This is a genomic window from Candidatus Anaeroferrophillus wilburensis (genome assembly GCA_016934315.1).
GTDB classification, from domain to species: Bacteria; Desulfobacterota; Anaeroferrophillalia; order Anaeroferrophillales; family Anaeroferrophillaceae; genus Anaeroferrophillus; species Anaeroferrophillus wilburensis.
Genome location: JAFGSY010000026.1, coordinates 1 through 25,567, shown reverse-complemented (window position 1 = coordinate 25,567; position 25,567 = coordinate 1). Strand labels below are relative to the sequence as shown.

The following is a 25,567-nucleotide window of genomic DNA, read 5'->3' as shown; positions in this document are numbered from 1 at the left end:
CCTTAGCAAATCTATAGTGACGGGGGCATGGTTATGCCCCCTTTTTTTTATGATGTTCTCTTTTGGTTTCACTTTTCTGTGACAGTTGCCCATGGCGTATGGTTGTGCCGGGGCATACGGGAGGAGGAGAGGAGAAGAGAAGGTTTTCCGGCTATGGCCGTTTTACGATACTGGATTCATCGATATCCAGAATTCTGGTGCCACGGATATATTCTCTGGTTTGATATTCCACCAGCTGCTCCATTTTTTTAATAATTTCCGCCATTCGCAAAGACTGTTGATGGATTATTGACAATTTCTTCTGCATTGCTTCTTCGAGGTTTTCCAGGGCATGATCGTGCAACAATTCTGCGGCGCCGATAATGGCGGTCAGCGGTTGTCGCAGTTCATGGGCAATGCCCCCGGCTGTACTGACCATTGCTGCAGTTCGCTCAGCAGTGATTAGTTTAGCCTGAATCTCTTTAATTTCCCTGGTCTTGCTTTCAACCAGTGATTCAAGATTGTCAGTATAGAACTGGATCGCGTCTGACAACGCCGTTTTGCCCGTCAGATCTTCGATGAATATGCTAATATGGCGGTTGCCAGACGGGGGCATTCGGTACGGAATAAGGATAAAAGATAAGGAAACGGCATCATCATCTTCCGGTACGATGACCGTAATTCTCTGGCTTTTCAAGGAAGATTCAGCGGTTATTGTTTGAACCAAACTTTTGGTGTCAGCGTGTCGCTTTTGGAGAATGTTGAGCAGGTTGTCATCAACCAGACTTGTCATGCCGTTGCCAAGGAGAAATTCAGCCAGATGATTGCTGAAAACAATGGTTCCCTGGGGGTTGATGTCAAGAATCCCATATGGTGCATGCTGGAGAATTGCCTGCAGCAGGGGGGGGTCATCCAGCTCCACACTGGCACTATGAGAAACGTTTTGTTCTTCTGCCACAGGTCGACGACTTCTTTTTTGGTTGGAGCACTGGTTTATGGCTCAAAATGCCATTTTCATCTCTTCGACAACCATTGAAGAATAATTAAACAGTTTTGTCATCATTTTGGATAGATGATGCTGTTTGCAGTCCAGCTTTTATGCTAAGCTGCTGTTTGTCGAGGGAAATTGTTAAAAAAAATTTTTCTTTGACGATAGATAAAAGAAGAGCGAGCGGCATTTCCGCTGGCAAAGGTGCCCTGATTGTCTGGGCAGGGCAGCGATGACCGGCGATTTGTCCGGCAAGGTCACCTCACTGAGATGGTTCTGGACTAGTCATACCCCAGGGTTGTTGAGTTTGTGACATTTCCAGCAGATCAATGGCGCCCTTAAGCGTCAGCTCTGAGTCACGCAAAACATACAGTCTGCTGCAGTGCTGCAGGTTGCGGCGTAACGAAGAAGGTGGAGTTGTTCCGGAGCCATCAGGCTTGTTACTCTTGGAATCTTCGATGGCAGAGGCAGTCAGGAAGGCAGTGCATAATGTCAGAAATAAAAAAAATAGCAGGTTATTATTCTGAAAAGGTGAAAATTTCCCTGGGTACCGGCGCAACCCGCCGTCAAACCACGGGGGAAAATATTTTTTTAGTTAAAGAGCTTCCTGATGGTCGGGTGGAACTCAGCTTGCTTAACATGGATGGCGAACCGACCAGGATCAAAGAAGTGGTGGAGCTGGACGAGTTTCAGCGTCGTTGCACCCCCAAACCCGATTATCTGCCCCTTGGCCAAAAAATTGATCAGGGTCATTTGCGTAAGAAGGTTCAGGCTGACAAGCATGCCTCCCGGGGCAATCTTCATCTCAAACGAAAAGAATACAACAGCGCCGAATTTGAATATGGTTCGGCCTTGAAACTGGATGAAGAGAATGTCAGGGCTAATTATGGCTTGGGAAAGGTGCACCTTGAGCGGGGAGAGGTGGAGGAAGCCCGCAAAGTATTCGGTAAGCTTGCCCAGATCGAAGCTCTTTTTCAAGAGGAAAACAAGCATGTGTTCAATGAGTTTGGCATCGATTTGCGACAGAACAAGATGTATGATGAGGCAATAGCCAATTATAAAAAAGCCCTTGAGATCGGGGTGCAGGATCCGGTCCTTTTGTTTAATCTTGGCCGGGCTTATGTGGAAAAAGGACAATGGTCCGAAGCCCTGGTGTGCCTGCAAAAGGCGATGATGATGCGGCAGGATTTCCCCGAGGCGGAAAAATTGGCAGCCATCGTGCAGGGGAAGCTCATCCATGCTGATGATGCATCATGAACCGCCGTCGATCACCGGCCGATCATGATGGCCGGATGAAACAACAGCGCCGGCCGCGTTGAAAAAATCAAATTCTTATTGCTCTTACTATGGCTGATCCCTCCCCAACCACCATACTCTTGACCTACTCCGGCAGCGAAAAAAAAAGACTGGATAGTTTTCTTCAGGATGAAGTGCCCACTTGTTCCCGCAGCAGGATCCAGCACCTGATTAAAGAGGGTCTGGTACTGGTCGGCGGCCAGCTGCGAAAAAGGTCCTATCTCCTGAGCGGCGATGAACAGATTGTCATGACCATTCCACCTCCCGAGGAAGTGGCTGCTATTACCCCTCAGCAGCTCCCACTGAAGGTTCTCTACGAAGATGAACAGGTTATTGTCGTTGATAAACAGGCCGGGATGGTAGTCCATCCGGCGGCCGGCAACTGGGATGGCACCCTGGTCAATGCCCTGCTCTACCATTGCCATGATCTTGGTGGTATCGGCGGCCAGTTGCGGCCGGGAATTGTCCACCGCCTTGATCAGGATACTTCCGGCGTTCTGGTGGTGGCCAAAAATGAAACAGCCCTTCATCACCTGGCGGCCCAATTCAAGGATCATAGCATTACCAGGGAATATGTTGCCCTGGTCTATGGCCGGGTATCGGTGGAACCCGGCGTTTTGCGCTCGAACCTGGGCCGTAATCCCCGGGATAGAAAGAAAATGGCCTCGATCTCCCGGGGTGGCAGGAAGGCGGTGACCCATTACGGGATTCTCGAGTTTCTGCCTGCGACGACCTGGCTGAGCATCCGTTTGGAAACCGGCAGGACGCACCAGATCAGGGTGCATTTCAGTGAGGCGGGGCATCCGCTGGTTGGTGACCAGGTATATGGTAAAAAAGGGATTGTACGTCAATATGCCGATGGCCAGCCGCTGCTTTGCCTGCGGGATTTCCCCCGTCAGGCCCTCCATGCCAAAAGGTTGGGCTTCATTCATCCCGCCACCGGCGGTTATATGGAGTTTGAAGCACCCGTTCCCCCGGACCTGCAGCAGTTGATTGAAACTCTCCGGCACCTGTGATGTTTTACCTTGAGTTCTGCCCCTGCATGAAGCCGGAAGTTCCCGGGATAATCTACTCTTGGCGATGATGAAAAGGTCGACTGGCATGGAGCATGGCGGTATTTTTACCCTTGACGACCAGGGGCCCATTACCTATCTTAGGGTGGAAAGCGAGCTGCCAATTCAGTGTGGTTTTACCACCCGTTTCGGTGGGGTAAGCACAACACCCTATGCTTCGGCCAACATGGGTTTCCATGTTGGTGATGATCCGCAGCTGGTACGCAGAAATAGGCAGTTGCTTGCCGCCATGCTGGCAGGTGGCAGGCGTTCGCTGCCATTAGTTACTGTTTCCCAGGTGCATGGCAACCGGTGCCAAGTAGTGGAAGATGTTGCTCCTGGAGCTCTTCAGCAACTGGCGGATCAGCAGGCCGATGCACTGCTCACTTCCCGGTCGGGGGTGTTGTTAGGGGTTCTCACGGCTGATTGTCTGCCGGTCATCGTTGTTGATCGTCAGTGTCGGGGGATTGCGGTTGTGCATGCCGGCTGGCGGGGTATCCTGGCACGGGTGGTTCCCCGAACGCTGGCTGCAATGGCTGCCAGATTTGCGGTGCAGTTAGAAGATGTGCTGGTTTTTTTTGGCCCTTGCATCGGCAGCTGCTGTTATCAGGTGGGGCCCGAACTGGTTGAGCGTTTTGTCCGTGAACTGCCGTTTGCCGCTGATTTATCATGGCGTACGAAGGAGGATGACGGTGATTGCCATCTTGATATGCCCCGCTTACAGAGGTTGCAGCTGGAAGCTCTGGGGGTTCCTGAATCGTCGATTCATGAAACGGGGCGCTGTACCTGCTGCGAAAATTTTTTCTTTTCCTATCGTAGTGACCATGCTATAACGGGCCGGCAGATTGCCTTTGCCGGCTTTCAAGCTGATTACAGACCTTAAATGGTTTTTCCTTTGGTGAAAGAAGCGGATGTTTATACTGAGTAATTTCATGGTTGGTTTTGCCAGGATTCTGGATATTGCCCTCACCATCTATATGTGGATTATTATTGCCCGGGCAATAATCTCCTGGGTAAATCCCGACCCCTACAATCCCATAGTCAGTTTTCTTTACCGGGTAACCGAACCCCTGCTGTATAAAATACGGCGGACAATTCCTCTGTCCGGCATGGGTATGGATTTTTCCCCAATGATTGTCCTGCTGGTTATCGTGTTCCTCCGTTCGTTTCTGGTTCAATCGCTCATTGACCTGGCGGCGCGGCTTTCAGGGTAACAAAGGAGCCGGCAACCGGTTGCCGGTGAACCGGGATGATGGCTTTATGGTGCCAGGAGCGCAAGGGAAAACTGCTTTTCAGAGTTTTGGTGCAGCCCCGGGCATCTGCCAACCGGGTGGTTGGTCTGCACGGAGACGTGGTTAAGGTTTCTCTGACAGCCCCACCGGTTGATGGTGCGGCAAATAAGTTGTGCCGGGAATTTCTCGCCCGGATTTTGGGGATTGCCAAGTCAAAGGTGGAACTGGTCAGCGGCGAAACAGCAAGGCTGAAAACCTTTGCGGTCGAGGGTTTGTCGGTTGATGAGTTGCAGGAACGTTTAGGGGTGTCATGATATGGTGTGGCCATTGTTTGAGGCTTAAAGAGGGATTCAAGCGCCTGATGGTCGTGTAATGAAAAAGGTTGTTAAGGAGTACGTGGTATGCCGATTTATGAGTATCGTTGTAGTAGGTGTGAGCATCAGTTTGATCTGCTTCAAAAGATAACCGATGATCCGGTTGATGTATGTCCTGAGTGCGGCGGTCCGGTAACCAAACTGGTTTCTTCAACCAGCTTTGTGCTGAAAGGTTCCGGTTGGTATGTAACCGATTATGGCAAGGGCGGAGACAAAGGGAAAGACAACTCAGCTAAAAGCAGTCCGGTCAAAAAAGAATCGTCGGATTCAAAAGAGAAGGCGGTTGCTGCTGCCTAACCGGCTCCTTCCTTATCCATGGTCTCCTGCCGGCAGGGTTTCGGAGATCATCTGATAACCTTGTAATCCAGCAGATACTCAAATGTTGCGGTGACTGACAGGCGGTCGACTTCCATTCGTGCCGGCAGTGGTGGAAATGGGGCTGCATCGTGAACCGCCCGGATTGCCTCATGATCCAGCAGAGGGAAGCCGGATGACTGGAGGATGGTCGTTTCTGCCAGAGTGCCGTCCCGGTTGATTACAAATCTCATCAAAAGCCTGCCCTGCAGTCCTGATTCCCTGGCTAAGTAGGGATATTCCCAGACCCCTTCGATTTTCCGTTTCAGATGGATAAAGTAGGAGTGGAACTTGAACTGTTCAGTATTCAACTGAATGGATTGTCCCGCTTCAATATCTTTTGGCAGTCTGGCGGCTCTTTGCTGCTCGGCGGCTTCCCGGGCTATCTGAGTCAACTCTTCATAAGAGGGGAAGAGCTTGTTGGCCGGCGGGGTAGCCGGTGCCTCCACAACGGGTTTCTGTTCCTCGGGTTTGGCGGCAATGGGAGCTCTTCCCATGGGCGATTTTCTGACTACTTGTGGTTCTTTTTCAGTCTTGGCCGGGGATGGGTCGGTTCTTTTCGGCTGCGGTTTGGCAACCTCGGTTTTCGGTGCTGGCGGGGCTGCTTTTGCTGCCGGTTTGGGGGCTGGCCTGCTTATCCGGTCAGGACCGGCAACCGGGGGCTGCTGCTCGAGCCGGGTTTCCTGTTCGGCCCGGCGATCCCGCTCGGTTAAAAACCGGGGTTTGATCGGTTCGACGGGCTTTTCCTGCGGTTTTTTTACTTCCCGTGGCAGCTCGATAATCTGCACCGGCGTAGGTTCCTTCTCTGTCGCCAGGAGCTTGGCAAACTGGACAGCGGGTGACCACGTGCGGTAATGGTAGAAAAAGAGCAGATGGACGAACAGGGAAATCAGCAGAAAAAGAAAAAAGAGGTGGTTTTTTTCGGACAAGATGGTTTTTCCGTCAGGGAATCCGATGCTCTGGAGATATTGCAGCCTGCCGGTTCCCGCTTCATGCGCATGAGTTGTCACCCGGAATAATTGATGTCTCCGAATGGGCCGCCAGTATCCCATGGCGCTCACCCATTTGTAGCCTATTGTGCCGCCTTAGTCAAGGCAGCTGATGGATGCCGACAGACCATGATGGTTGTGCTTTAATGGTTGATAAATTGACCATTATGTTCTAATACGTCTCCAAGAGGGGGATTGCTGTGCACGATGTGAACGCTGCAACGAGCGGTCTGCGGGCGTTATTCTTTCGCTTTTTAGCGGTGGAACGCCATTATTCGGCACACACCGTCAGGGCCTACTGGGGCGACTTGGAGCAGCTGCGGATTTTTCTTGAAGAGCATTGTTCTCTGGTGGAAGAGGAGGACCAATGCTGGCTTGAGGTGCAGGAACACCAGCTGCGTGCTTTTCTGCGGGCTGAGCTTGCCCGGGCCAGCAGATCGACGGTCAGCCGTCGATTGGCTACCATAAAATCCTTTTTCTTCTTTTTGCGAAAACGGGGGCTGCGGTTGGATAATCCCGCTGATCTGTTGGTAACCCCGAAACAGGGACAGCGACTGCCCGCCTGCCTTGAGGTGGAGGAGATGGCCACTCTGCTCGAGAGCATTCCCACCGATACGGTGCTGGGAGTACGGGATCGGGCGATTATGGAGCTTTTGTATGCTTCGGGGATGCGGGTAGCTGAAGTTGTTTCACTGAATGTCCCTGATGTTGATTTTCTTGCCGGTGTTGTCAGGGTGTTTGGCAAGGGGCGGAAAGAACGGGTTATTCCTCTGGGTACGGTGGCTGAACGCTGGTTGCAGACCTATCTGACCCAGCGTCCTTCTGCCGGGTCTGCTGATGAGCGTCAGCGGCGGGACGACCCCCTCTTTCTGAACGCCAGAGGAGGACGACTCACATCCCGCTCGGTAGCCCGTTTGCTGGATAAGTATCTGAGGGCGGCACGTTTGTATAAGCCATTGTCTCCCCATGCCATTCGTCATTCGTTTGCCACCCACCTGCTGCAGAATGGTGCTGACCTGCGGAGTATTCAGGAACTGCTTGGCCACAGCAGTTTGTCAACCACCCAGCGCTATACGCACCTCGACATTAAGCGATTGCTGGAAGTCTATGATCGGGCTCATCCGCTCGCCCGGCAGGAGAAATGAGCCTGGCTTTGGGATGACGACCACTTACCCTATGGAGGAGATATAGCTGATGTTTACCGGAACAACAATTCTGGCTGTTCGTACAGGAACTGAACTGGCTGTCGGCGGCGACGGTCAGGTAACCATGGGTGATACGGTCATGAAGCATGGGGCCCGCAAAGTACGCTGGCTCTATGACAACCAGATTCTTGCCGGTTTTGCCGGGTCAACCGCCGATGCTTTTACTCTGTTTGAGCGATTTGAAGAAAAACTGAACATGTATAACGGCAATTTGATGCGGGCGGCGGTGGAGATGGCCAAAGACTGGCGGATGGATAAAATGCTGCGCCGCCTGGAGGCGCTGCTGATTATCGCCAACGATGAGCATACCCTGGTACTCTCCGGCAATGGTGATGTTATTGAACCTGATGACGGAGTGGTAGCCATTGGTTCGGGGGCGCCCTACGCCGAGGCTGCAGCCCGGGCCATGGTGGCCCATACAACGTTGCCGGCAGCGGAGATTGTCAAAGAGGCGCTGGCCATTACTTCGAAGATATGTATCTATACCAATGACCAGTTTACCATTGAAAAACTGGTTGCCGAAGAAGAGGAGAATATCTAAATGTCTACTCTCACTCCCCGAGAGATTGTTGCTGAGCTGGATAAGTATGTAGTTGGTCAGGATGATGCCAAGCGGGCGGTCGCCATTGCCTTGCGCAACCGCTGGCGGCGTCAGCAGGTGCCTGATGACCTGCGGGATGAAATTGCCCCGAAAAATATTATCATGATTGGCCCCACCGGGGTGGGCAAAACGGAAATCGCCCGCCGGCTGGCAAAACTGGCCCATTCCCCCTTTATCAAGGTGGAAGCTTCCAAATTTACCGAGGTGGGTTATGTGGGGCGGGATGTGGAAGCGATTATTCGCGACCTGACCGAACTGGCCGTTACCATGGTGAAGGCAGAGGAAACCAGCAGCGTCCAGAGCAAGGCCCAGGTAAACGCTGAAGAACGGCTTTTGGATATTCTGCTGCCGCCGCCGGCGGCCGTGTCATCATCACGGCCGGAGACAACAGCGACCGACGAGTTCGCTGATGGCCAGGTGCCGGAAATAATCGTCATTCCGCCCTCAGCCGAATCACAGCAGAAAACCAGGGAGAAACTGCGGATGCTGTTCCGGACCGGCAAGCTTGATGACCGCCAGGTCGATATTGAAATCAGTGAACGTTCGACGCCGGTAGTGGAAATTTTTTCCGCCACCGGCATGGAAGAGATGGATATCAACCTGCGGGATATGTTTGAAAATATCCTGCCCCAGAAAACCCGGAAAAAAAAGGTCAAAGTGCCGGAAGCCTATACATTCCTGGTGGACCAGGAAGCCCAACGGATGGTTGATATGGATAAGGTGGTCAGCGAGGCCAAGCGGCGGGTTGAGCAGAACGGCATTGTTTTTCTTGATGAAATTGATAAAGTGGTAGGCCGCGAAGGGGGGAGTGGACCTGATGTCTCCCGTGAGGGGGTGCAGCGTGATCTGCTGCCCATCGTTGAAGGGTCTTCGGTTAATACCAAATATGGTATCATCAAGACTGATCACATTCTTTTTGTCGCCGCCGGTGCTTTCCATGCGGCCAAGCCATCGGACCTGATTCCTGAGCTCCAGGGACGTTTTCCCATCCGGGTTGAGTTGGATTCGCTGGAGAAGGAAGATTTTGTCAAAATCCTCAAGGAGCCGCGCAACGCCCTGATTACCCAATACGTGGAGCTCATGAAAACCGAGGATGTCACCCTGGTTATTGCTGACGATGCCATTGAAGAGATTGCCGAGATTGCCTGTTATGTCAATGAAAACCATGAAAATATTGGCGCCCGGCGGCTGCATACCATTCTCGAGCGTCTGCTTGATGAGGTTTCCTTTAATGCTTCCGACATGAAGGGGGTAACGGTTTCCATCGATGCCCAGGAAGTAAAGCGGAAACTTGACGATGTGGTTGAGGATGAAGACCTCAGCCGCTATATTCTGTAAATCGTCCCTGCTGCAGAGTGGAAGGTGTTGTGATGGAAAAACTGATTCAGAAAGCCAGCACCCTGATTGAGTCACTGCCGTTCATCCGTAAGTTTTACGGCAAGACCTTTGTTATCAAGTATGGCGGCCATGCGATGGTCGACGAGGCGCTGCGGACTTCCTTTGCCGAAGATGTGGTTTTGCTTAAATTCATCGGTATCAATCCGGTTATCGTTCATGGCGGCGGCCCGCAGATTGGTGAAGTGCTGCAGAAGATGGGTATTCAAAGCTCGTTTGTGCAGGGGATGCGGGTGACGGACCAGGAAACCATGGATGTGGTGGAAATGGTGCTGGTGGGTAAGGTGAACAAGATGATTGTCAATCTGATCAGCCGGCAGGGAGGCAGAGCTGTGGGCCTCAGCGGCAAGGACGGCAATCTGCTGCAGGCGGAAAAATTGCTGATCTATGATACCCCGAAAGCCGATCAGCCGCCGGAAATTCTTGATGTCGGCAAGGTGGGGGCGGTAAGCCAGGTTAATCCTGCCGTCCTTACCGCGCTTGATGAGACCGGTTTTATCCCGGTTATTGCACCGGTCGGTGTTGATGATGCCGGGGAAACTTACAATATCAATGCTGACTTGGTGGCCGGTGCGGTGGCTGCTGCCTTAAAGGCGGAAAAACTGATCCTGCTTACCGATGTGCCCGGAGTGCTGGATGGCCAGAGCCAGCTGCTCTCCTCTTTGAATCGTGATCTGGTTGAAACGATGATAGCTTCCGGGGAGATCAAGGGGGGGATGCTGCCCAAAATCAGCTGCTGCCTGGAGTCGCTGCAGGCCGGGGTGAAAAAAACCCATATTGTCGATGGCCGCCTGGCCCATTGCCTGCTGCTGGAGATTTTTACCGAGCAGGGGGTGGGGACCGAGATTATTGTCTGAAGACTGCCATCCATGAGCATCTTTTCCCAGGCCAGTACCATCCATATCCCCTGTGCAAAAGGGATTCCTCCCTTTCTGAAGGCTGAATTGCAATCCTTGGGTTTTCCCATCGTCAGTGAAACGGTTGCCGGGGTCAGCACCAAGGGGACGCTGTCCGATGCCATGCGCCTGAATCTTTGCTGCCGTACCGGGCAGCGGATTTTTTTTCAGGTCGGCAGTTTCACCGTTGGCAGCCAGGAAGAGCTTTTCAGCCATCTTGCCCGCATCAGCTGGGAAAAGTATCTTCGTCCTGACCGTTATCTGACGGTTACCTCGGTGGTCGATCACCCCTCCATTCGCGATAGTCGCTTTGCCAACCAGAAGACCAAAGACGTGATTGTTGATCGACTGCGACGGCAGTACGGCCGGCGGCCCGATTCAGGGCCTGGTCGCCATGGGGCGGTGGTGCATCTTTTCTGGAAGCAGAAAACATGTCTTGTTTATCTGGATACCTCGGGGGAATCTCTGGCCCGCCGGGGCTACCGTCAGGAAGGCAGCCGGGCGCCGCTGCAGGAGACCTTGGCGGCAGCCGTGGTTCAGGCGGCCTGGAATGGCATGGGAAATTTTATCAATCCCATGTGCGGCAGCGGAACGCTGGTCATCGAAGCGGCCCTGCAGGCGCTCCAGATCCCCCCGGGGCTTGACCGTGAAAACTTTGCCTTCATGCATCTTGCCGGTTTTTCCCGGGATGCCTGGCAGCGGCTATGCCGCCAGGCCCGCAGCCAGTTGCAAGAGGGGATTGCCGGCCGCCTTATTGCCACCGACCATGACCCGGCGGTGATCAACATTGCCCGCCGCAATGCCCAGCGGGCCGGGGTTGAACCGTTTATCGAGTTCAGCGTCTGTGATTTTGCCGCCACCACCATACCGCCGGGAGCGGGAGTTGTGATCCTCAATCCCGAATATGGAGAACGCCTGGGATCATTAGCGGAACTGCCGGCGACCTACAAGCGCATCGGCGATTATTTCAAGCAGCACTGCGCCGGCTACCGGGGATTTATTCTGACCGGCAATCTGGATCTGGCAAAAAAGGTGGGATTGAAAGCCAGGCGCAGATATCCCCTCTTCAACGGTGCCATCGAGTGCCGGCTGCTGGAATATGAGCTGTATGCCGGCAGCCGTCCTTAGCGGGCCTGCCTGCCGGTTTTCTTCATCGGTGCTTTCTTTGCTGTCCCTCCCCTTTATTGTGCTGCTTTTTCTTTGCCCCCTCAGCCTGCCTTTCTGTTTTCCGGTTGTTGACCCATGACGATGTCCCGGGCAGCAGTTCGTAACGTTCGGCCGGTCGCCGGGGTGATAACCCTGGCTGACAATCTCCCGGCGCCCGAATTTTCCGGTAAACAAAAACGGCTTTTCAGCCGAAATAAGCTCCATGCCGGCGGGCAGCACCGAACATAACTAGTGATAGGGGGCGACATGGGGACTGATAATCTGGTTTTTCTGGAAGTTATTGAATGGTTTGATGAAAGTGGTCAGGAGCTGGTGCACCGGATCCCTGAACATGGTTCCGGCGAATTGAAATTCGGCGCCCAGCTGATCGTGCGTGACAGTCAGGCGGCGGTGTTTTTTTACCAGGGCAAAGCCTATGATGCGGTAGGCGCCGGCCGTCATACCCTGTCAACCCACAACCTGCCGGTTTTGACCAAGGTGCTGAGTCTGCCATGGGGATTCAGCAGTCCCCTGCGAGCCGAGGTTTATTTCGTCAATATGAAGGTGTTTCCCAACCTCAAGTGGGGGACTCACGATCCGGTGGCCTTCAAGGATGCCCGCCTTGGCCTGGTTCGCCTGCGGGCTTTCGGCGTTTTTAATCTTCAGGTTCTCCAGCCGCTGTTGTTTATCAACCGTCTGGTGGGGACCCAGGGAGTGTATGCCACCGAGAGTATCGAGGAGTACCTGAGCCGGGTTATTGTCTCCCGCTTTAATGATCTGTTGGGGGAGGAATTGGACAGCATTCTTGATCTGCCGGGTTGCTATGAATCATTGTCGGCAACCTTGCGCCAGCGTCTTGATGATGATTTCAGCCGCTTTGGCCTCGGGTTGACCGCCCTTTATATCACCGCCATAACACCGCCGCCCGAGGTGCAGCAGGCGATTGATGACCATGGCCGTCTGACCATGTTTGATGATATGAACCGCCTGATGCAGATGAAAACCGCCATGGCCATGGAGAAGATGCCTGAATCGGGAAGCGATGTCGGTTCCGGGATGGGTGTCGGCCTGGGATTGATGATGCCGGCTATGTTTGCCAATTTTGGCGCGGCCGGCAACGGTTCCCCGGCGGCAGTGGTGGAAAATCGCTGTCCCGAATGTCATGAACCGGTAGCTAACGACGCCCGCTTCTGTCCCGCTTGCGGCCATCAGCTGCTGATTATCAGCCAGTGCAGCGGCTGCGGTAAAAACCTGCCGCCCAATGCCAGGTTCTGTCCCCGCTGCGGTACCGCGGTGGAAGAAAAACCGCAGGCAGTTGTCTGCCCCGGCTGTGGTACTGAAAATCTGCCGGCAGCCCATTTTTGCAACCAGTGCGGAGAGAAGTTGTAGATGAACAGCTGGCAGGTGGCACACCAGTGTCCCCAGTGCGGAGCACCGGTAACGCTGGAAGAAACGGACCGCCTGTTTGCCTGTCCCTATTGCCGAGTCCGCCTCTATCTTGCAGCTGCGGGACCTTGTCACTATTACATTCCTCCTTCACACTCCCATCAGGGTGAAATTTTTTATGTCCCCTATTGGCGGCTGAAGGGGATCTCCTTTGCTGCCCGTGCCGAGCAGATAGACCACCGCCTGCTGGATACCAGTCTCCCGGCTTTTTCCTGCAGCGCCCTGCCCCAGAGCCTGGGGTTCCGACCGCAGGCTTTGTCTCTGCTTTTTGCGACCCCGGAGCTGCCGGGATCATGGCTGGCAGTGCAGAAATCCCTGTCAACCGTGGTGAGCGACTTGACTGCCGGACGGCTGCCCGGCGGGTTGCCGGCTGGCGAATACGCCGCCTTTATCGGTGAGGTTTCTTCCCTGATCTATGCCCCTATCGGCCAGTCTGCTGATGGTTTTCGTGATGCCATTGACGGTACAATCCTGACCGGGATGACGGCTGCCGAGGGAATCTTGCAACATAGTGAATCCCGGGGACCATCCTGGCAGCATTCCTTTGTGCCGGCACTCTGTCCCGCCTGCGGCTGGGATCTTGAGGGTGATCGTGAGAGCCTGGTACTCCTTTGTTCCCATTGTGATACTGCCTGGACTGCGTCGCCAGCCGGCCTCCGGTCGATGGCCTGGGGTGTTTCTCCCACGGTGGCCAAGGGAGAGCTGCTGCAGGTGCCTTTCTGGCGTCTGGAAGTGGCTGTTGACGGTCTGGAGCTGACCTCTTACGCTGATCTGATTCGCCAGGCAAACATCCCGAAAGTTGCTGCTCCTGCCTGGAATGAACGCCGGCTTTGTTTTTGGCTGCCGGCGTTCAAGATCCGGCCTCAACTGTTTTTACGTCTTGCCAGACAGATGACCATCAAGCAGATAGTTGATGAGCCGGAGCGCCGTGTTGGTTCCCGGCGTTTTTATCCGGTTACCTTGCCGTTGGCTGAGGCATTGGAGAGCCTGACTGTTCTGCTGGCGACGATGATTATGCCTAAAAAACGGATTTTTCCGCTGCTGCCCCACCTGAAAATCACCTTGCAGGATGCTGTCCTCATTTTCCAGCCGTTTGCCGCCCAGGGGCAGGATTTTGTCGCGCCTTCCGGCGGGGGTGCCGTTCATCGCAATGCCTTCCGCTGGGGTCGCCAGCTGTAACGGCCTCTTCGATCTTCTTCCGCCTTTCCGGTTCGGTTTTGTTGTCCGCATATCCTTAGTAACAGTTTCGTCAGGTAAACTCTTTGTTTACTGCGGACGTCTACAGAACCAGAGAGGTTGCCATGCGAAGCATGTGAAGCAGCCGATGGTAACGTAGTGTCAGTTGAGTTCTACGGTTTCAACCCTTACCCGGGCGGTGCCTTGATCATAAAACCCCAGCTCTCTGCTGGCTCCGGCACTGAGGTCAATGATGCGACCGGCGACAAAGGGTCCACGATCATTGACCCGGACAATCATTGACCGGCCATTTTCCAGATTGGTAACCCGGACATGGATGGGCAGCGGCAGCAGTTTATGGGCGGCAGTCGGCTTGAGGGGGTCGAAGGCTTCCCCGTTGGCAGTCATATGGCCACCTTTCTGTCGCCTGGTTTCATAGCCATACCAGGAAGCGACCCCTTCCTCGCAGTAGGTCTGGGACGCAGCAACCGACATGGGCGCATACCGTTGGCCGTGAATGCTATAGGGCGAGTTTTTTACCCGTCCCTGACGAATGGCTTCTTTCGGTGAGAGTCCGTCAATAGTTTCCAGGTCCTGGGTCATGGGCCAGTAGTCCGGAGCCATAACCACATCGAAGGTGAATTTGCCGATCTTGTAGACGGTTCTGACGGTGCCGCCAGTGAGGTCAGTGGCCAGATCAAGAGCTTTCCAAGTTGTTTTCACCGTTCCTTTGGTAACCTGATAGGTGGTCCTTACCGGGCTGCAGGCTACCCACAGCAGGATGACTAGCAACAGGCCGGCGGCAATCCCCAGGTATGCCGGCCGGTGAGAGCGTGATCGGCGGCAAAACCCGCATGCCTGGTTTTTCCCTCGTGGCTTCATTGGTACGTTCTTCCCCTGCTGTTTTAATGTGCCTTGCCATTCTCCGGACATTCTGCTATGGCAGGTTACCACAACAGCCTTGCTGCTGTCCAGCAGTCTGGAAACATTGATTGTTTTCTCTTTTTCACAGGTTTTTAGCGGACGATGATCAGTATTACCGAACTAAGCAAACAATACGGTGGCGGATACCTTTTCTCCAAGGTCAACCTGCGCTTTGACCCCGGCAAGCGCTATGGCATTGTCGGGGCCAACGGAGCCGGCAAGTCAACCCTGCTGCGTTTGATCAGTGGTCGGGAAGCGGCCGACCACGGGGAGATTACGGTGCCCGGCAAAGTGAGCGTCGGCACCGTCAATCAGGACCATTTCGCATTTGAGGACACCACGATTATGGCCACCGTTCTCCAGGGACAGCCGGTGTTGGCAGCCGCCCTGGAGGAAAAGGAGCAGTTGCTGCAGCAGACAGAGCCATCGCCGGCCCGCTTGATTGAGCTGGAAGAGATTATTGCCCATTATGACGGCTACCTGGCTGAGAGCAGGATCGCCGCCATGCTGGAAGGCCTGGGGATTCCGGCGGTGAAGCACCAGCAGCCCATGCGGGTGCTGTCCGGAGGCTATAAACTCAGGGTGTTGTTGGCTCAGTGCCTCTTTGGTCAGCCGGATGTCCTGTTATTGGATGAGCCAACCAACCATCTGGATATTTTTTCCATCCATTGGTTGGAAGAGTATCTCTGCTCCTATGCCGGTGTCGTGCTGGTTGTTTCCCATGACCGGCGCTTTCTGAATAATGTTTGCACCCATATTGCTGATATCGACTATGGCACCATCAAGCTGTACCCCGGTAATTACGATCAATTTCTGGCTGCCAAAGCCCAAGATGATCTCATGCGTCAGCAGGAGGCGGCCAAGGCGGAGAAACGGATTGATGATCTGCAGCAGTTTGTCACCCGCTTTAAAGGTAAGGCGAGCAAAGCTCGCCAGGCACAGAGTAAAGTGAAACAGATAGAGCGGCTGGAAAAAGCGATTGAAGCGCCGGTCTACAGTTCCCGGGCCTATCCGCTTATTGCCTTTACCTCCCGAAGGCCACCGGGGAAAGTGGTGCTGGAAGTGGAGGGCCTGCAGAAATCCTTTGGTGATCTGATGGTACTTGATAATGTCAGTTTTACCGTCTACCGCAATGATAAGATTGCCATCCTGGGTCCCAACGGGGTGGGGAAATCAACCCTGCTGAAAATTCTCATGGGTCAGCTGCAGGCTGACGGTGGAACCTACAGCTGGGGGTATAAAACCTATCCGGACTACTTTTCCCAGGACCACCGGGAGGTGATTGCCGGCAATACGACTGCCTATGAGTTTCTCTACAGTGTTGATCCCGGAGCTACCATCGGCACTATTCGGGGGGTGTTGGGTAATTTTCTTTTCTCCGGTGATGACGTCCATAAGCGCACCGAGGCGCTGTCCGGGGGCGAGGCGGCCCGTCTGGTGCTTGCCAAGTTGGTGCTGCAGCACGGCAACGTCCTGGTTTTGGATGAACCGAGCAACCATCTGGATATGGAGTCGATCGAATCCTTTATCCGCGCTCTTGAGGCGTTTGACGGTACGGTGTTGCTGGTCAGCCACAATCGTTATCTTGTTGATCGGGTGGCAACCAGAATTCTGGAACTGCGTCCCAAGCAGATGGAGATGTTTGACGGTAATTATCAGGAGTTTCTTGAAAAGGTGGGGACTGATCATCTGGCGGCCCAGGTTGATCTGGCTGCCAGGCCGGTGGCGGCAGCCAAACCAGCCGATTATCGGGAAACAAAACAGCAAAAGAAAAAAAATGCCGCCAGCCGTCAGGCTTATCATAAAGCCGCCAAACCGCTGGTGGAGCAAAGCCGCCAGCTGGAGGCGGAGATTGCCCGGCTGGAGGCGGAGATTGCCACAATTGAAATCCTTTTTGCCGACCCCCGGTTTTTTCAGACAACCGCCGCCGACGAGGTCAGACGTCAGGATGAGCAGAAACAGCAGCTGGAAGGCCGCCTGGCCGATTGTTATAATCAGTGGGAAACTGTAAACCTGGACATCGAAACGCTGAAGAAAGATTTTAATCTCCTGCCCTAATCCAGCTGGCCGGTCTGACGCAATGCCTCATAGAGAATAACGCCGGCAGCGGTTGACAGGTTAAGGCTGCGCACGGCGTTGCCGGTCATGGGAATGGTGATCGCCCGGGATCTATTGGCCGCCAGCAGGGTTTCCGGCAGCCCCATGGTCTCCTTGCCGAATACCAGCAAATCCCCTGCTTTAAAATCAGCGTTCACGTAGGTTGTCGCCGACTTTTTTGACGTGTACCAGAAGCGCCCGGCCGGGTAATGTGCCTGCAAGGTTGCCAGATCCTGCCAGCGATTGACGGTTACCGCCGACCAGTAATCAAGCCCGGCCCGTTTCAGGTCCCGGTTGTCAAGGGAAAATCCCAGTTTGCCCACCAAGTGCAGAATGGTGCCGGTAGCGGCGCAGAGACGGGCGATATTGCCGGTGTTGGGGGGGATTTCCGGTTCCACCAGAACGATATGAAAGGGCGGCAGGGTGCGCATGAACGATGGCTGGTCAGGGTAGTTTATGGGTGCAGGAGCGGTCAAATTCCTGGAATGCTATCCGGTTTCGTCCCCCTTCCTTTGCCTTATAGAGTCCGTGGTCGGCACAGGCAACCAGCTGGGTGGGGGTATAGTCGGCATGGGGTACAGCGGTCGAGATTCCCAGGCTGATGGTGACATGGGAGTTTACCGGTGAACCGTAATGTGTCAGCTGCAGGTTTTCAACTGCCTGCAGGATCTGTTCAGCCAGCTGACAGGCTCCCTTTGCATCGGTGTTGGGCAGAATAATGGCAAATTCTTCGCCGCCATAACGGGCCGCCAGGTCGGCGGGCCGCTTGGCCTGCTGCTCAATGACCTTGGCAACCGTCTGCAGGCATTCATCGCCTGCCTGATGGCCATAGGTGTCATTGTAAAGTTTGAAAAAGTCGATATCCACCATGATCAGTGACAGGGGAAGCCGGTCGCGCTTGAGGCGCTGCCACTCATGCAGTAGATATTCATCAAAACGGCGGCGATTGGCGATTTTTGTCAGGCCGTCAATGGTGACCAGCTGCTGCAATTTTTCATTAGCCTGCTGCAGGTCTTTTTCCGCTTTTTTGCGGTCAGTGATATCTTTGAAGCCGACGACAATACCGATTAGTTCCTGATCAAGGCCCTTTAAGGGGGTGGCAGTCATAATGCAGGGAACCGCTTCCGGTTTTGCAAATGCTTCAAGATCGTATTCAATGGCTTTTGCGCCCTTCTTTATCCGCTGCAACGGGCATTCGTCCCCTCGGCAGATGGAGTGCGAGAGTAAAGAATCACAGTGCCGGCCGACAATTTCCTGTTCCTGCAGACCGATCAGTTGCTGCAATTTATTGTTGACCCGTAGAATCTTGAAGTCGGTGCCGACCACCCACATGCTGTCGGCGGAGGTGTTGAATATCTGGGTCAGCTCTATGTTGGTGATCTCCGCTTCAATGGCCATCATGTTGGCATGTTCGATGGCCGCTTCCAGCTGCTGGTTGGTTTCCACCAGCTCATCGTTTATCTGCTTGATTGTTTGGTTCAGCTGTTTCTGGTCGATCATCCGGGCCAGATGCCCGGCAATTTCCGGCAACAGCGAGGTGCGGCCGTTACCTCCCTTTTCTTCGGCATAATACACCTCAACGATGCCTTTGGTGGTGTGAGCATCGGGAAAGGTGCAGCTTTCCTTATGGGGTGTTGGCTCTCCGTGCAGGACCATGCAATCGTGGGATGCCAGATGAACGCGGCAACCGGCAATCGTCTGGCTGTCCCAGGCGGAGGGGATGATGGCCGCCGCCTGCTGGATAACAGTTTCCAACGATGACTCACTGCTGCCAATCAGGAGGTGAATGCCATAGAGACACTGCAACTCCTGAAATCGCTGCAGTAAAAAATCTGTTTCTCTGCTTTCTGCCACTGTTGTTCCTTTCCATAATGTGCATTACCACTTTATCTCGAAAGGTTTTTGCGTTTCTTTAGCATTTTCTTTTGCCTGCAGCACGGCAACCCTACCTTGGGGAAAGATTTCAGCCAGCAAATCCCGATAGATGATCAGCTGCGCCTGATCGGTGCCGCCGGTTTTGAAATCCAGCGCGACGGCCTGCTGCCCATCGGCCAGCAGCACATCAAGGCGGCCCAGGAGATAGCGGCCGCTACTATCCAGGCTGCTAACAGACACTTCCGCTGCCGCTGGTTGTTCTTTCAGCTGCAGATAGTCGTGATGTTGGCGGATCCGGGTCAGCATTATAGCGGCCTTTTCCCGGTATGCTTCCCGCTGGTCGGCCGGTGCCCAGGCCTGACAGATTGCCGACAGTGACGGCGTCAGTCCCTTCAACTCCTCCTCCAGAACCCGGTGGACGATCAACCCGAGGAGGCGGTCGGAGCCGGACGCCTGCCCGGTTTCGATTGGCGGCGGCACTGCCGGTTCGCCGCTTGGTGTCCGGCGACCGAGACGGCGGAATGATCGGAGAACCTCCGGGTCAAGAGAGAGCCTTTCTCTGTTACTGCCGGAGCGGGCGGCAGGTTCCATGGCGGCGGCCGGCTGGGGGTGGGGAGCCGCCATGCCGGCCAGGCATGGCTCACCCCAGAGGTCGACGGTTGCGGCGCCCATGGCGGCCAACGATGCTGCCATGAACTGGAGTATTTCCGGCTGTTCAGTGTCTTCCTTGCCGTTGCTGGTGATGAACAGATGCTGGGTGGCCCTGGTCAGGGCCACATAGAGCACCCGCATCTCTTCACGGAAATTTTCCTGGAGGTTGATCTGCTGCATCTCCTCCAGAAAGTCAACCGGCGGCAGATCTTCTTTGGCTTGGGGCAGAAAAAGCAGAGGGAACTGATCGCGGGAAAGCCCCCGGTTGATGACCATCCCATTGTCGGTCCTCATCCCGGCGGCAGTATTGAAGAGGAAGATGACATGATTCTGCAAGCCTTTGGCTCGATGAATGGTCATCAACCGGACGGCATGCTGTTGTTCCCCTAGGGAGCCGCTGAGATCGTCGGCATGCTGCAGCTTCTGCAGGTGAACGCGGGCTTCGATGGCGGAGTGGTAGTCGCTGCTGGCGATCAGTGACAGAAAGCGGTCCAGGTTGGCGGCCGGCCGCCGGTCATTGCTGTGGCGTTGGTAGCATTGCCTGGCGGCGGTAATTTCCTGAAACAGGGCCACCCGTTGGCCAAGGGGCAATCCCTGATTTTTGAGGACAGTGCTGGTCAGGGCCCGGGCAAGGGCTGATTTTTCGCCGGTTGCCAGGTAATCGTGGAGCAGGCTGGTGCCGTCGGCGGCCAGGCGGTGTTCCATGAGCTCATACGTGAGTGCTACTGGCTGGCGGTTCAAGGGGGAGTGTAAAAGCCGTAAAAGCGCCAGGTCATCGGCAGGGTCCGCCATCAGGGAAATGAGCGCCATGCAGTCTCTGATTTCGGGCTGCTGGAAAAATCCCCCTTCATCCTCCCTGACTGCCGGAATCTGCCGGCTGGTTAGTTCATGCAGCAGCCGGTTAATTCCCTGCCGTTTGCGGTAGAGGATGGTGATATCTCCCGGGGTTATGCGACGCTGGACGATGGTGCCGTTGATCGCCTCGCGGACCAGCGGCCGGTGGTCGGCAAGCAGCCGATTGATTGTATCGGCCACGAACAGCGCTTCCTCACTGATCCCGCTGGTCGGCAACTCTTCGTCATCAGTGCCCCTGCAGGGATGGTAAAGGGTCAGTGAACCGCCGGTGAGCGGCCAGGTGTCGGGGTGGCGGTTGTGGGGGGTGAAGGGGATGGTGTCGGGATGGTGCTGATTGACGGTGGCAAAAAGTCGATTGATAAAATCTAGGAGCAGGGTGGATGAGCGGAATGAATCATTCAACGGGTGGCTGATTGCCCGGGGATGGTGGCTGGCGGCTTTTTCGGCATCAGCGAGAACCCGGTAGTCAGCATTGCGAAAAGCATAGATGGATTGTTTTTCATCGCCCACCAGAAAAAGGGAAAAATCGGCGAAAATGCTTTCGCCGGTCAGCATCGCCTCGTTTAACAGATGCCGGAAAACATCCCACTGGAGCCGCGAGGTGTCCTGGAATTCATCCAGGAGCAGGTGCCGGATGCCGGAGAGCAGGTGAAAGCGGATGCCTTCCCAAGCCGGAGCGGACCATAACTCCATGGCTGCCGGTCCCAGATCACTGAATTCCAACAGTTTCAGCCGTTGTTTCAGCTTTTTATAGCGAGTTGCGTAGATGTCGTACAACGTGCTGATCAGCCGGAGGGTGCGGTTGTAGATCGGGATCAGCAGTGCCTGGCGGTAGGGTCGCAAGGCGTTGGCCAGCTCCAGATTGCATTCGTCGATCAGCGCCTTGATCTCCGCCCGCCGCAGGCGGCCCTTGCTGAGGCTGAAACGGTCGGGACAGTGGTAGCTGCTGAAATCGATGGTGGTGAGCAGCCCGGCCTGGATGAGGCCCGCGGCGATCTCCGGCAGCGGCTGATCGTGCCGCAACGACGCAATTGCCGCCGCCAATGGTTCGGCAAAGGTTTCCCGGTAGGGCAAAAAGGCCGGATCATCGCCAAAGGTGGTGAGCACCGCGATGGCCGCCAGATAAAACTGCTGCCTGACGGCGTCGATCGATGGCTCTTCCAGCAGCAGCTTGTCCAGCGCTTCGGTTATGGTGCAGCCGTAGGCCTGCAGTTCCGAACGCTGCTGGTGCAGTTGTTCAATATAGTGGCGGCAGAGGTGGCCGCCGCGGCCGGTGGTTGCCTGGAGATAGGCTTCATAGTCCTGCTGCAGGCCGGGGGTGTGATAGATGACCCGGCTCAACTCTTGCCATACCTCCTGTTTAAGATCTTCAACGGTGAGGGCATCGGCAATCTCAGCCTCCGGCGGCAGGCCGAGTTCCGGGGCGTATTGGCGGGCAAGAGATGAAAAAAAGGCGTCGATGGTGACCACCTGGATGGTTTCACTGCTTTCGAGAATCATGCCTGCCGTTTGGGCGGCTGTCCGGGGATAGCCGACGGCGATCTCTGCCGCCGCGGCCCACCGGTTCATCTGCGCATCAAACAGCTGTTGGGCTTCGGGGTCGGCAAGCAGCTGCAGGGCGTTATCGATGATCCGGTTTTTCATCTCCTCGGCAGCTTTATTGGTAAAGGTGCAGCAGACAATCTCTTCCAGCCGGGCGCCGGCGGCCACCAGGTGCAGGTAACGGCCGGCCAGCTGGTAGGTTTTGCCGCTGCCGGCGGCCGCCGAAATGGTAAATGAAACATAGGGATTGAACGGTTCAGTTTTCATTGAACAGCCTCAGCTGGGTTTCATCAAGACAGATTTCCTGGTAGGGACAGCGAACGCAGGTTCGGGAGATGTTTTTCCGGTAGCCGCCGGCTGCCGGAATGCCGTCAAGCTGCTGTTTGAGGATGGTGCTGAACGCTGACAGCAGGGGTGCGGCTTCCACTTCGGTGCAGTTGGCCCGCCGTTTGCGGATGGAATAGTAGGCAACCCGGTCGATCGTTTCGCCCTGCAGGGATTTCAACAGGGCATAAAACAGCAGCTGAACGTCGGCAAACGAGGTGACGGCCTTGGCGGAGGGAATCTGGTTGCGTTTGTAGTCCACCAGCCGTACGCCGCCGGGGCCGTGATCGCGGCGGTCAATTTTGCCCACCCCCTGCAGCGGCTGGCCGGCAAGCACGCTCAGGTCGGCAGCAACCCACTCCTCAACCGCCAGACAGCTGCCGCTTGCCAGCAGGAAATCCGCCAGTCGGTCCCAGGCGCCGCTTTTTTCGAGAAAGGAAAAAAGCATCCTTTCCTCCCAGGTGATTTCCATCGCTTGGCTTATGTCACGGATTCGGGCCAGGATCGCCGCTTTGGTGGCCGGCTGCGGGCTGCATTTTCCCAGTTCTTCGGTAATCCGGTGGAGGATGGCGCCTTCGCCCAGCGGGTCGAGGCGCTGGTCCCGCAGGGTCGGGGCGTTCAGCTTGAGGCCGTCGAAAAGGTAGCGGGCCGGGCATTGAAACAAACTGGTGGCTTGGTGACCGCTGAGCCGCTTTGGCAGCTGTTTGATGGGGATCAGGTTGGTGCTGTCAGCCGTTATTTTCGTTTTTCCTGCACTTCTTTCGCTGCGGCCTGTCCTCCAGACCAGTTCAACGTCCGGCATCAGGGTTTCCATGCCGGCCCAGGTCAGTTCTTTGACAAAAATGCTGGCCTCTTTGATCCTGCCGTCAATTTCCAGTGCCCTGGTCAGCCAGGTCTGCCGGCAGTTGTTTGCCAGGGAGAAAACAGTAAATCGCTGCAGGATCTCCTCCTGGGCGGGGCTGACGAAGGACAGCATGTCCTGCTGGCGGCCGGTGAACCGGCAGCGGTGCCGGTGGCGGCCGAGAAAAGAACGTGAGGAGTTGCCGATCAGAAACAGTGCCTGGGTGGCGATACCTTTGGCGTCGCGGGGGTCGAGAACCTGGATGCCGGAAAGGTAGTCGTAGTCGAGCCCCGTTTCTTCTTCTGCCATAATGGTACGGAAAAAAGCATGGAAAGAGGCCGGCGTGTGTATGGTTTCGATGCCGAGCTGCTGCAGATCGGCGGCGATTGTGGCCAGCTGCTCCCGGCCGGCGTTTTCATAGAGATTGCTCAGCAGGCCGGTGCTTTGGTCAATCAAGTCGGTGATGGTTTTCACGTAGTGCGCCAGGGATGCCCGGGGTGGGAATACGCTCTGGGCTGCTTTCAGCGCCGTGATCCCCTGCTGCAGCTGCGGGTCTTTCTCCCGTTTTCCCAGGATGTCAAGATCATTGATGGTCGTGATCGTTTGATCGGCCAGTTCCTGCCGCAGAAGTTTTTTGCCGGTTTCGATGGTTTCGCCTCCGCTTTCCCGATTCGGGAAAAACAGGGCAAAGTAGGGTGATTCAATAACTTCCAAGAGCAGCTGCGTCGAAAGGGGTGCTCCCCCTGCCAGCCTCAGCAGCGCTTCAATGAAAATGGTCATTGCCGTTGCCGAGATCTGCCGTTTGAGGTTGAAGGAAAAAATCTCCATGGGCAGCCGGTCGGTGGGCAGGGCATGGAGGAGGCTGTAAAAAATTTCCTTGTAGTGGTGTTGATCGGCAATGACAATGGTGATCTCTTCGGGCGGCATTCCGCTACTCACCAGGGCCAGCGCCCGATGAATGACATAGGAGCATTCGGCCGCGATCGACGGGAAAACCCGGCCGACGATCGGATCGGTTGGCGGTTCTTTGCTGCTTGGTTGTTGCGGCGATGCCGCCCGCTGAAGGAGCCTTTTTGCCGGCGGACTGCACCAAATGATTTGTTCAGACTTTAGGTGGCTCATAAGCTGGGGCAGCATACCGCGGTCAGTAAATCGGTAGCCGCTGAACAGAAACCGGGCTCCGGCCTTTGCCAGGTGACGCAGAAGGTCCATCTGTACCGGCGGGGCATCGTAAAGGTCGGCGACACTGCACTGCAGCCGGCTGGTGATCATCGGCAGCTGGCTGATGGTGCGCTGGATTTGACGGCGGCTGATCAACTGCGGGTCGTGGAGGTTTTTTGCCGCCAGCAGGGTGAGGTAATGGCAGAAAATCTCGTTGAACTCCTCCAGGTAGTCTGCCATGTAGGACTGGTAGGTGGCGGAGCGGGTTAAGGTTGGGGCCAGTTTTTTCCTGATCCGGCTGAGAAAGCTGCCGGAGAGCATCTCTTCGGCGCTGCCAATGTGCCCGGCGAGGACAAAGTCATCCCAGAGGGAAAGCAGGGCCTTTTCACTGCCAGGGGCAAAATGGGCAAAGGATTTGCCGGCGGTTATCTGGTGCAGCAATGCCAGCCTGCCGGCTCCGGGAAGTGGCGAGATGTAGATCTGGCCGTAGTCCTGGATAAAGGTTGCCAGGGTGTAGCAGTAGGGCAGCAGGGTGGTTCCGCAGGCCTTGGTGAGTCTGAACTGGAACTGTTCAAGAAGATTTTTGGTGGGCAGCAGCAGCAGGTGCTCCGGCCGCTGGGCTACGGGGATTTGTCGGAAGTGGGCAACCAGATAAGAGAGAATCCCCATGCGTCATCCTGCAACAGGTGAGAGTTGCCGGCATCATACGGTACGGGCCGGTGAAAGTCAACAATCCACACCCATAGTAGGCAGGGGAAGGGTGAAAAGCTCCTTGACATGGGCGCTATTTTATTGCTAATACCAGCGGAGCAAAACAGCCGCCGGAGTGGTGAAACTGGTAGACGCACGGGACTCAAAATCCCGCGGGGGCAACCCCGTGTCGGTTCGATTCCGACCTCCGGCACCATCGCATATTCCGATACTATCCAGTATCATCTTTGAAGCCCTGAGAAATCAGGGCTTTTTTTGTTTAGTAGAGGTTAAACAGGGGAAAAATGGTTCTCAGAAGTTTTTGTTGCTCGATGTGATTTGAAATTTTGTGATTGAATGATGTTTCATAAATTTACGTATAACGTGTTAATACTTTATATGTAATGGGTTTGACAGCCCAGTAAAACAGTATTATCAATGTATATTGAATTTTTTATTCGCTTTGGTGATAGCTGAT

At 55.0% G+C, this 25,567-nt stretch carries 21 protein-coding genes and 1 tRNA gene; 15 read left to right on the top strand and 7 right to left on the bottom strand.

All coding sequences use genetic code 11. From position 1 onward, the window contains the following. Positions 1 to 151 precede the first annotated feature (151 nt). A complete protein-coding gene (locus JXO50_06390; GenBank protein ID MBN2332717.1) occupies positions 152 to 937 on the bottom strand; it encodes a hypothetical protein in 786 nt (261 codons plus the stop codon). Positions 938 to 1,456: 519 nt separating this feature from the next. Between JXO50_06390 and JXO50_06385 the strand changes: the two genes are divergently transcribed. The 6 genes from JXO50_06385 (at position 1,457) to JXO50_06360 (ending at position 5,218) form a co-directional block, all read left to right on the top strand. Then, positions 1,457 to 2,224, top strand: coding sequence for a tetratricopeptide repeat protein (locus tag JXO50_06385; protein MBN2332716.1), 768 nt, complete (start codon positions 1,457 to 1,459; stop codon positions 2,222 to 2,224). Between the two features lie 89 nt (positions 2,225 to 2,313). After that, the gene (locus JXO50_06380) at positions 2,314 to 3,279 is read left to right on the top strand and encodes an RluA family pseudouridine synthase (GenBank protein MBN2332715.1); all 966 of its coding nucleotides are present in this window, start codon (positions 2,314 to 2,316) and stop codon (positions 3,277 to 3,279) included. A gap of 58 nt (positions 3,280 to 3,337) precedes the next feature. Further along, positions 3,338 to 4,198 carry a peptidoglycan editing factor PgeF gene (pgeF, locus tag JXO50_06375; protein ID MBN2332714.1) on the top strand — a complete coding sequence of 287 codons (861 nt, stop codon included), beginning with the start codon at positions 3,338 to 3,340 and terminating at the stop codon, positions 4,196 to 4,198. 28 nt (positions 4,199 to 4,226) lie between these two features. Further along, on the top strand, positions 4,227 to 4,529 hold the full coding sequence (locus JXO50_06370; protein MBN2332713.1) for a YggT family protein: 303 nt from the start codon (positions 4,227 to 4,229) through the stop codon (positions 4,527 to 4,529). A gap of 38 nt (positions 4,530 to 4,567) precedes the next feature. Further along, positions 4,568 to 4,861, top strand: coding sequence for a DUF167 domain-containing protein (locus tag JXO50_06365; protein ID MBN2332712.1), 294 nt, complete (start codon positions 4,568 to 4,570; stop codon positions 4,859 to 4,861). 87 nt (positions 4,862 to 4,948) lie between these two features. Further along, positions 4,949 to 5,218 carry a zinc ribbon domain-containing protein gene (locus JXO50_06360; protein MBN2332711.1) on the top strand — a complete coding sequence of 90 codons (270 nt, stop codon included), beginning with the start codon at positions 4,949 to 4,951 and terminating at the stop codon, positions 5,216 to 5,218. A 47-nt stretch (positions 5,219 to 5,265) separates the two neighbouring features. Here JXO50_06360 and JXO50_06355 read toward each other — a convergent pair whose 3' ends face one another. Beyond that, complete coding sequence (locus JXO50_06355) at positions 5,266 to 6,204, bottom strand: energy transducer TonB (protein ID MBN2332710.1); 939 nt, start codon at positions 6,202 to 6,204, stop codon at positions 5,266 to 5,268. Positions 6,205 to 6,464: 260 nt separating this feature from the next. Here JXO50_06355 and JXO50_06350 point away from each other — a divergent pair, with 260 nt between their 5' ends. The 7 genes from JXO50_06350 to JXO50_06320 all read left to right on the top strand — a co-directional run bounded on the left by JXO50_06350 (position 6,465) and on the right by JXO50_06320 (position 14,132). After that, the gene (locus tag JXO50_06350) at positions 6,465 to 7,409 is read left to right on the top strand and encodes a tyrosine recombinase XerC (GenBank protein MBN2332709.1); all 945 of its coding nucleotides are present in this window, start codon (positions 6,465 to 6,467) and stop codon (positions 7,407 to 7,409) included. 49 nt (positions 7,410 to 7,458) lie between these two features. Further along, positions 7,459 to 8,010 (top strand): ATP-dependent protease subunit HslV, encoded by a 552-nt coding sequence (gene hslV / locus JXO50_06345; GenBank protein MBN2332708.1) that lies wholly within the window; start codon positions 7,459 to 7,461, stop codon positions 8,008 to 8,010. After that, the gene (gene hslU / locus JXO50_06340) at positions 8,011 to 9,408 is read left to right on the top strand and encodes an ATP-dependent protease ATPase subunit HslU (GenBank protein ID MBN2332707.1); all 1,398 of its coding nucleotides are present in this window, start codon (positions 8,011 to 8,013) and stop codon (positions 9,406 to 9,408) included. A 32-nt stretch (positions 9,409 to 9,440) separates the two neighbouring features. Continuing rightward, positions 9,441 to 10,322: an acetylglutamate kinase gene (gene argB / locus JXO50_06335; GenBank protein MBN2332706.1), complete on the top strand. Its 882-nt coding sequence runs from the start codon at positions 9,441 to 9,443 to the stop codon at positions 10,320 to 10,322. A gap of 12 nt (positions 10,323 to 10,334) precedes the next feature. Continuing rightward, positions 10,335 to 11,489, top strand: a complete 1,155-nt coding sequence (locus JXO50_06330) for a class I SAM-dependent RNA methyltransferase (GenBank protein ID MBN2332705.1) — start codon at positions 10,335 to 10,337, stop codon at positions 11,487 to 11,489. Positions 11,490 to 11,774: 285 nt separating this feature from the next. After that, a complete protein-coding gene (locus JXO50_06325) occupies positions 11,775 to 12,896 on the top strand; it encodes an SPFH domain-containing protein (GenBank protein MBN2332704.1) in 1,122 nt (373 codons plus the stop codon). Next, entirely contained in the window at positions 12,897 to 14,132 is a 1,236-nt protein-coding gene (locus tag JXO50_06320) for a hypothetical protein (GenBank protein ID MBN2332703.1), read from the top strand. A 159-nt stretch (positions 14,133 to 14,291) separates the two neighbouring features. Here the strand turns inward: JXO50_06320 and JXO50_06315 are convergent, their stop codons facing one another. Continuing rightward, positions 14,292 to 15,011, bottom strand: coding sequence for a septal ring lytic transglycosylase RlpA family protein (locus JXO50_06315; protein ID MBN2332702.1), 720 nt, complete (start codon positions 15,009 to 15,011; stop codon positions 14,292 to 14,294). Between the two features lie 144 nt (positions 15,012 to 15,155). Between JXO50_06315 and JXO50_06310 the strand changes: the two genes are divergently transcribed. Next, entirely contained in the window at positions 15,156 to 17,111 is a 1,956-nt protein-coding gene (locus tag JXO50_06310) for an ABC-F family ATP-binding cassette domain-containing protein (protein MBN2332701.1), read from the top strand. Here JXO50_06310 and JXO50_06305 read toward each other — a convergent pair. Genes JXO50_06305 through JXO50_06290 form a run of 4 tightly spaced genes read right to left on the bottom strand, consistent with a single transcriptional unit; the run spans position 17,108 to position 25,068 of the window. Further along, a complete protein-coding gene (locus JXO50_06305) occupies positions 17,108 to 17,581 on the bottom strand; it encodes a tRNA (cytidine(34)-2'-O)-methyltransferase (GenBank protein ID MBN2332700.1) in 474 nt (157 codons plus the stop codon). The genes JXO50_06310 and JXO50_06305 overlap by 4 nt on opposite strands. Before the next feature lie 13 nt (positions 17,582 to 17,594). After that, entirely contained in the window at positions 17,595 to 19,004 is a 1,410-nt protein-coding gene (locus tag JXO50_06300; protein ID MBN2332699.1) for a diguanylate cyclase, read from the bottom strand. A gap of 24 nt (positions 19,005 to 19,028) precedes the next feature. Further along, entirely contained in the window at positions 19,029 to 22,340 is a 3,312-nt protein-coding gene (locus tag JXO50_06295; GenBank protein ID MBN2332698.1) for a UvrD-helicase domain-containing protein, read from the bottom strand. Next, a complete protein-coding gene (locus JXO50_06290) occupies positions 22,330 to 25,068 on the bottom strand; it encodes a PD-(D/E)XK nuclease family protein (protein ID MBN2332697.1) in 2,739 nt (912 codons plus the stop codon). Before JXO50_06290 ends, JXO50_06295 begins: the two co-directional genes overlap by 11 nt. Before the next feature lie 151 nt (positions 25,069 to 25,219). Between JXO50_06290 and JXO50_06285 the strand changes: the two genes are divergently transcribed. After that, positions 25,220 to 25,306, top strand: a tRNA-Leu gene (locus JXO50_06285). The last annotated feature ends 261 nt before the right edge of the window (positions 25,307 to 25,567 follow it).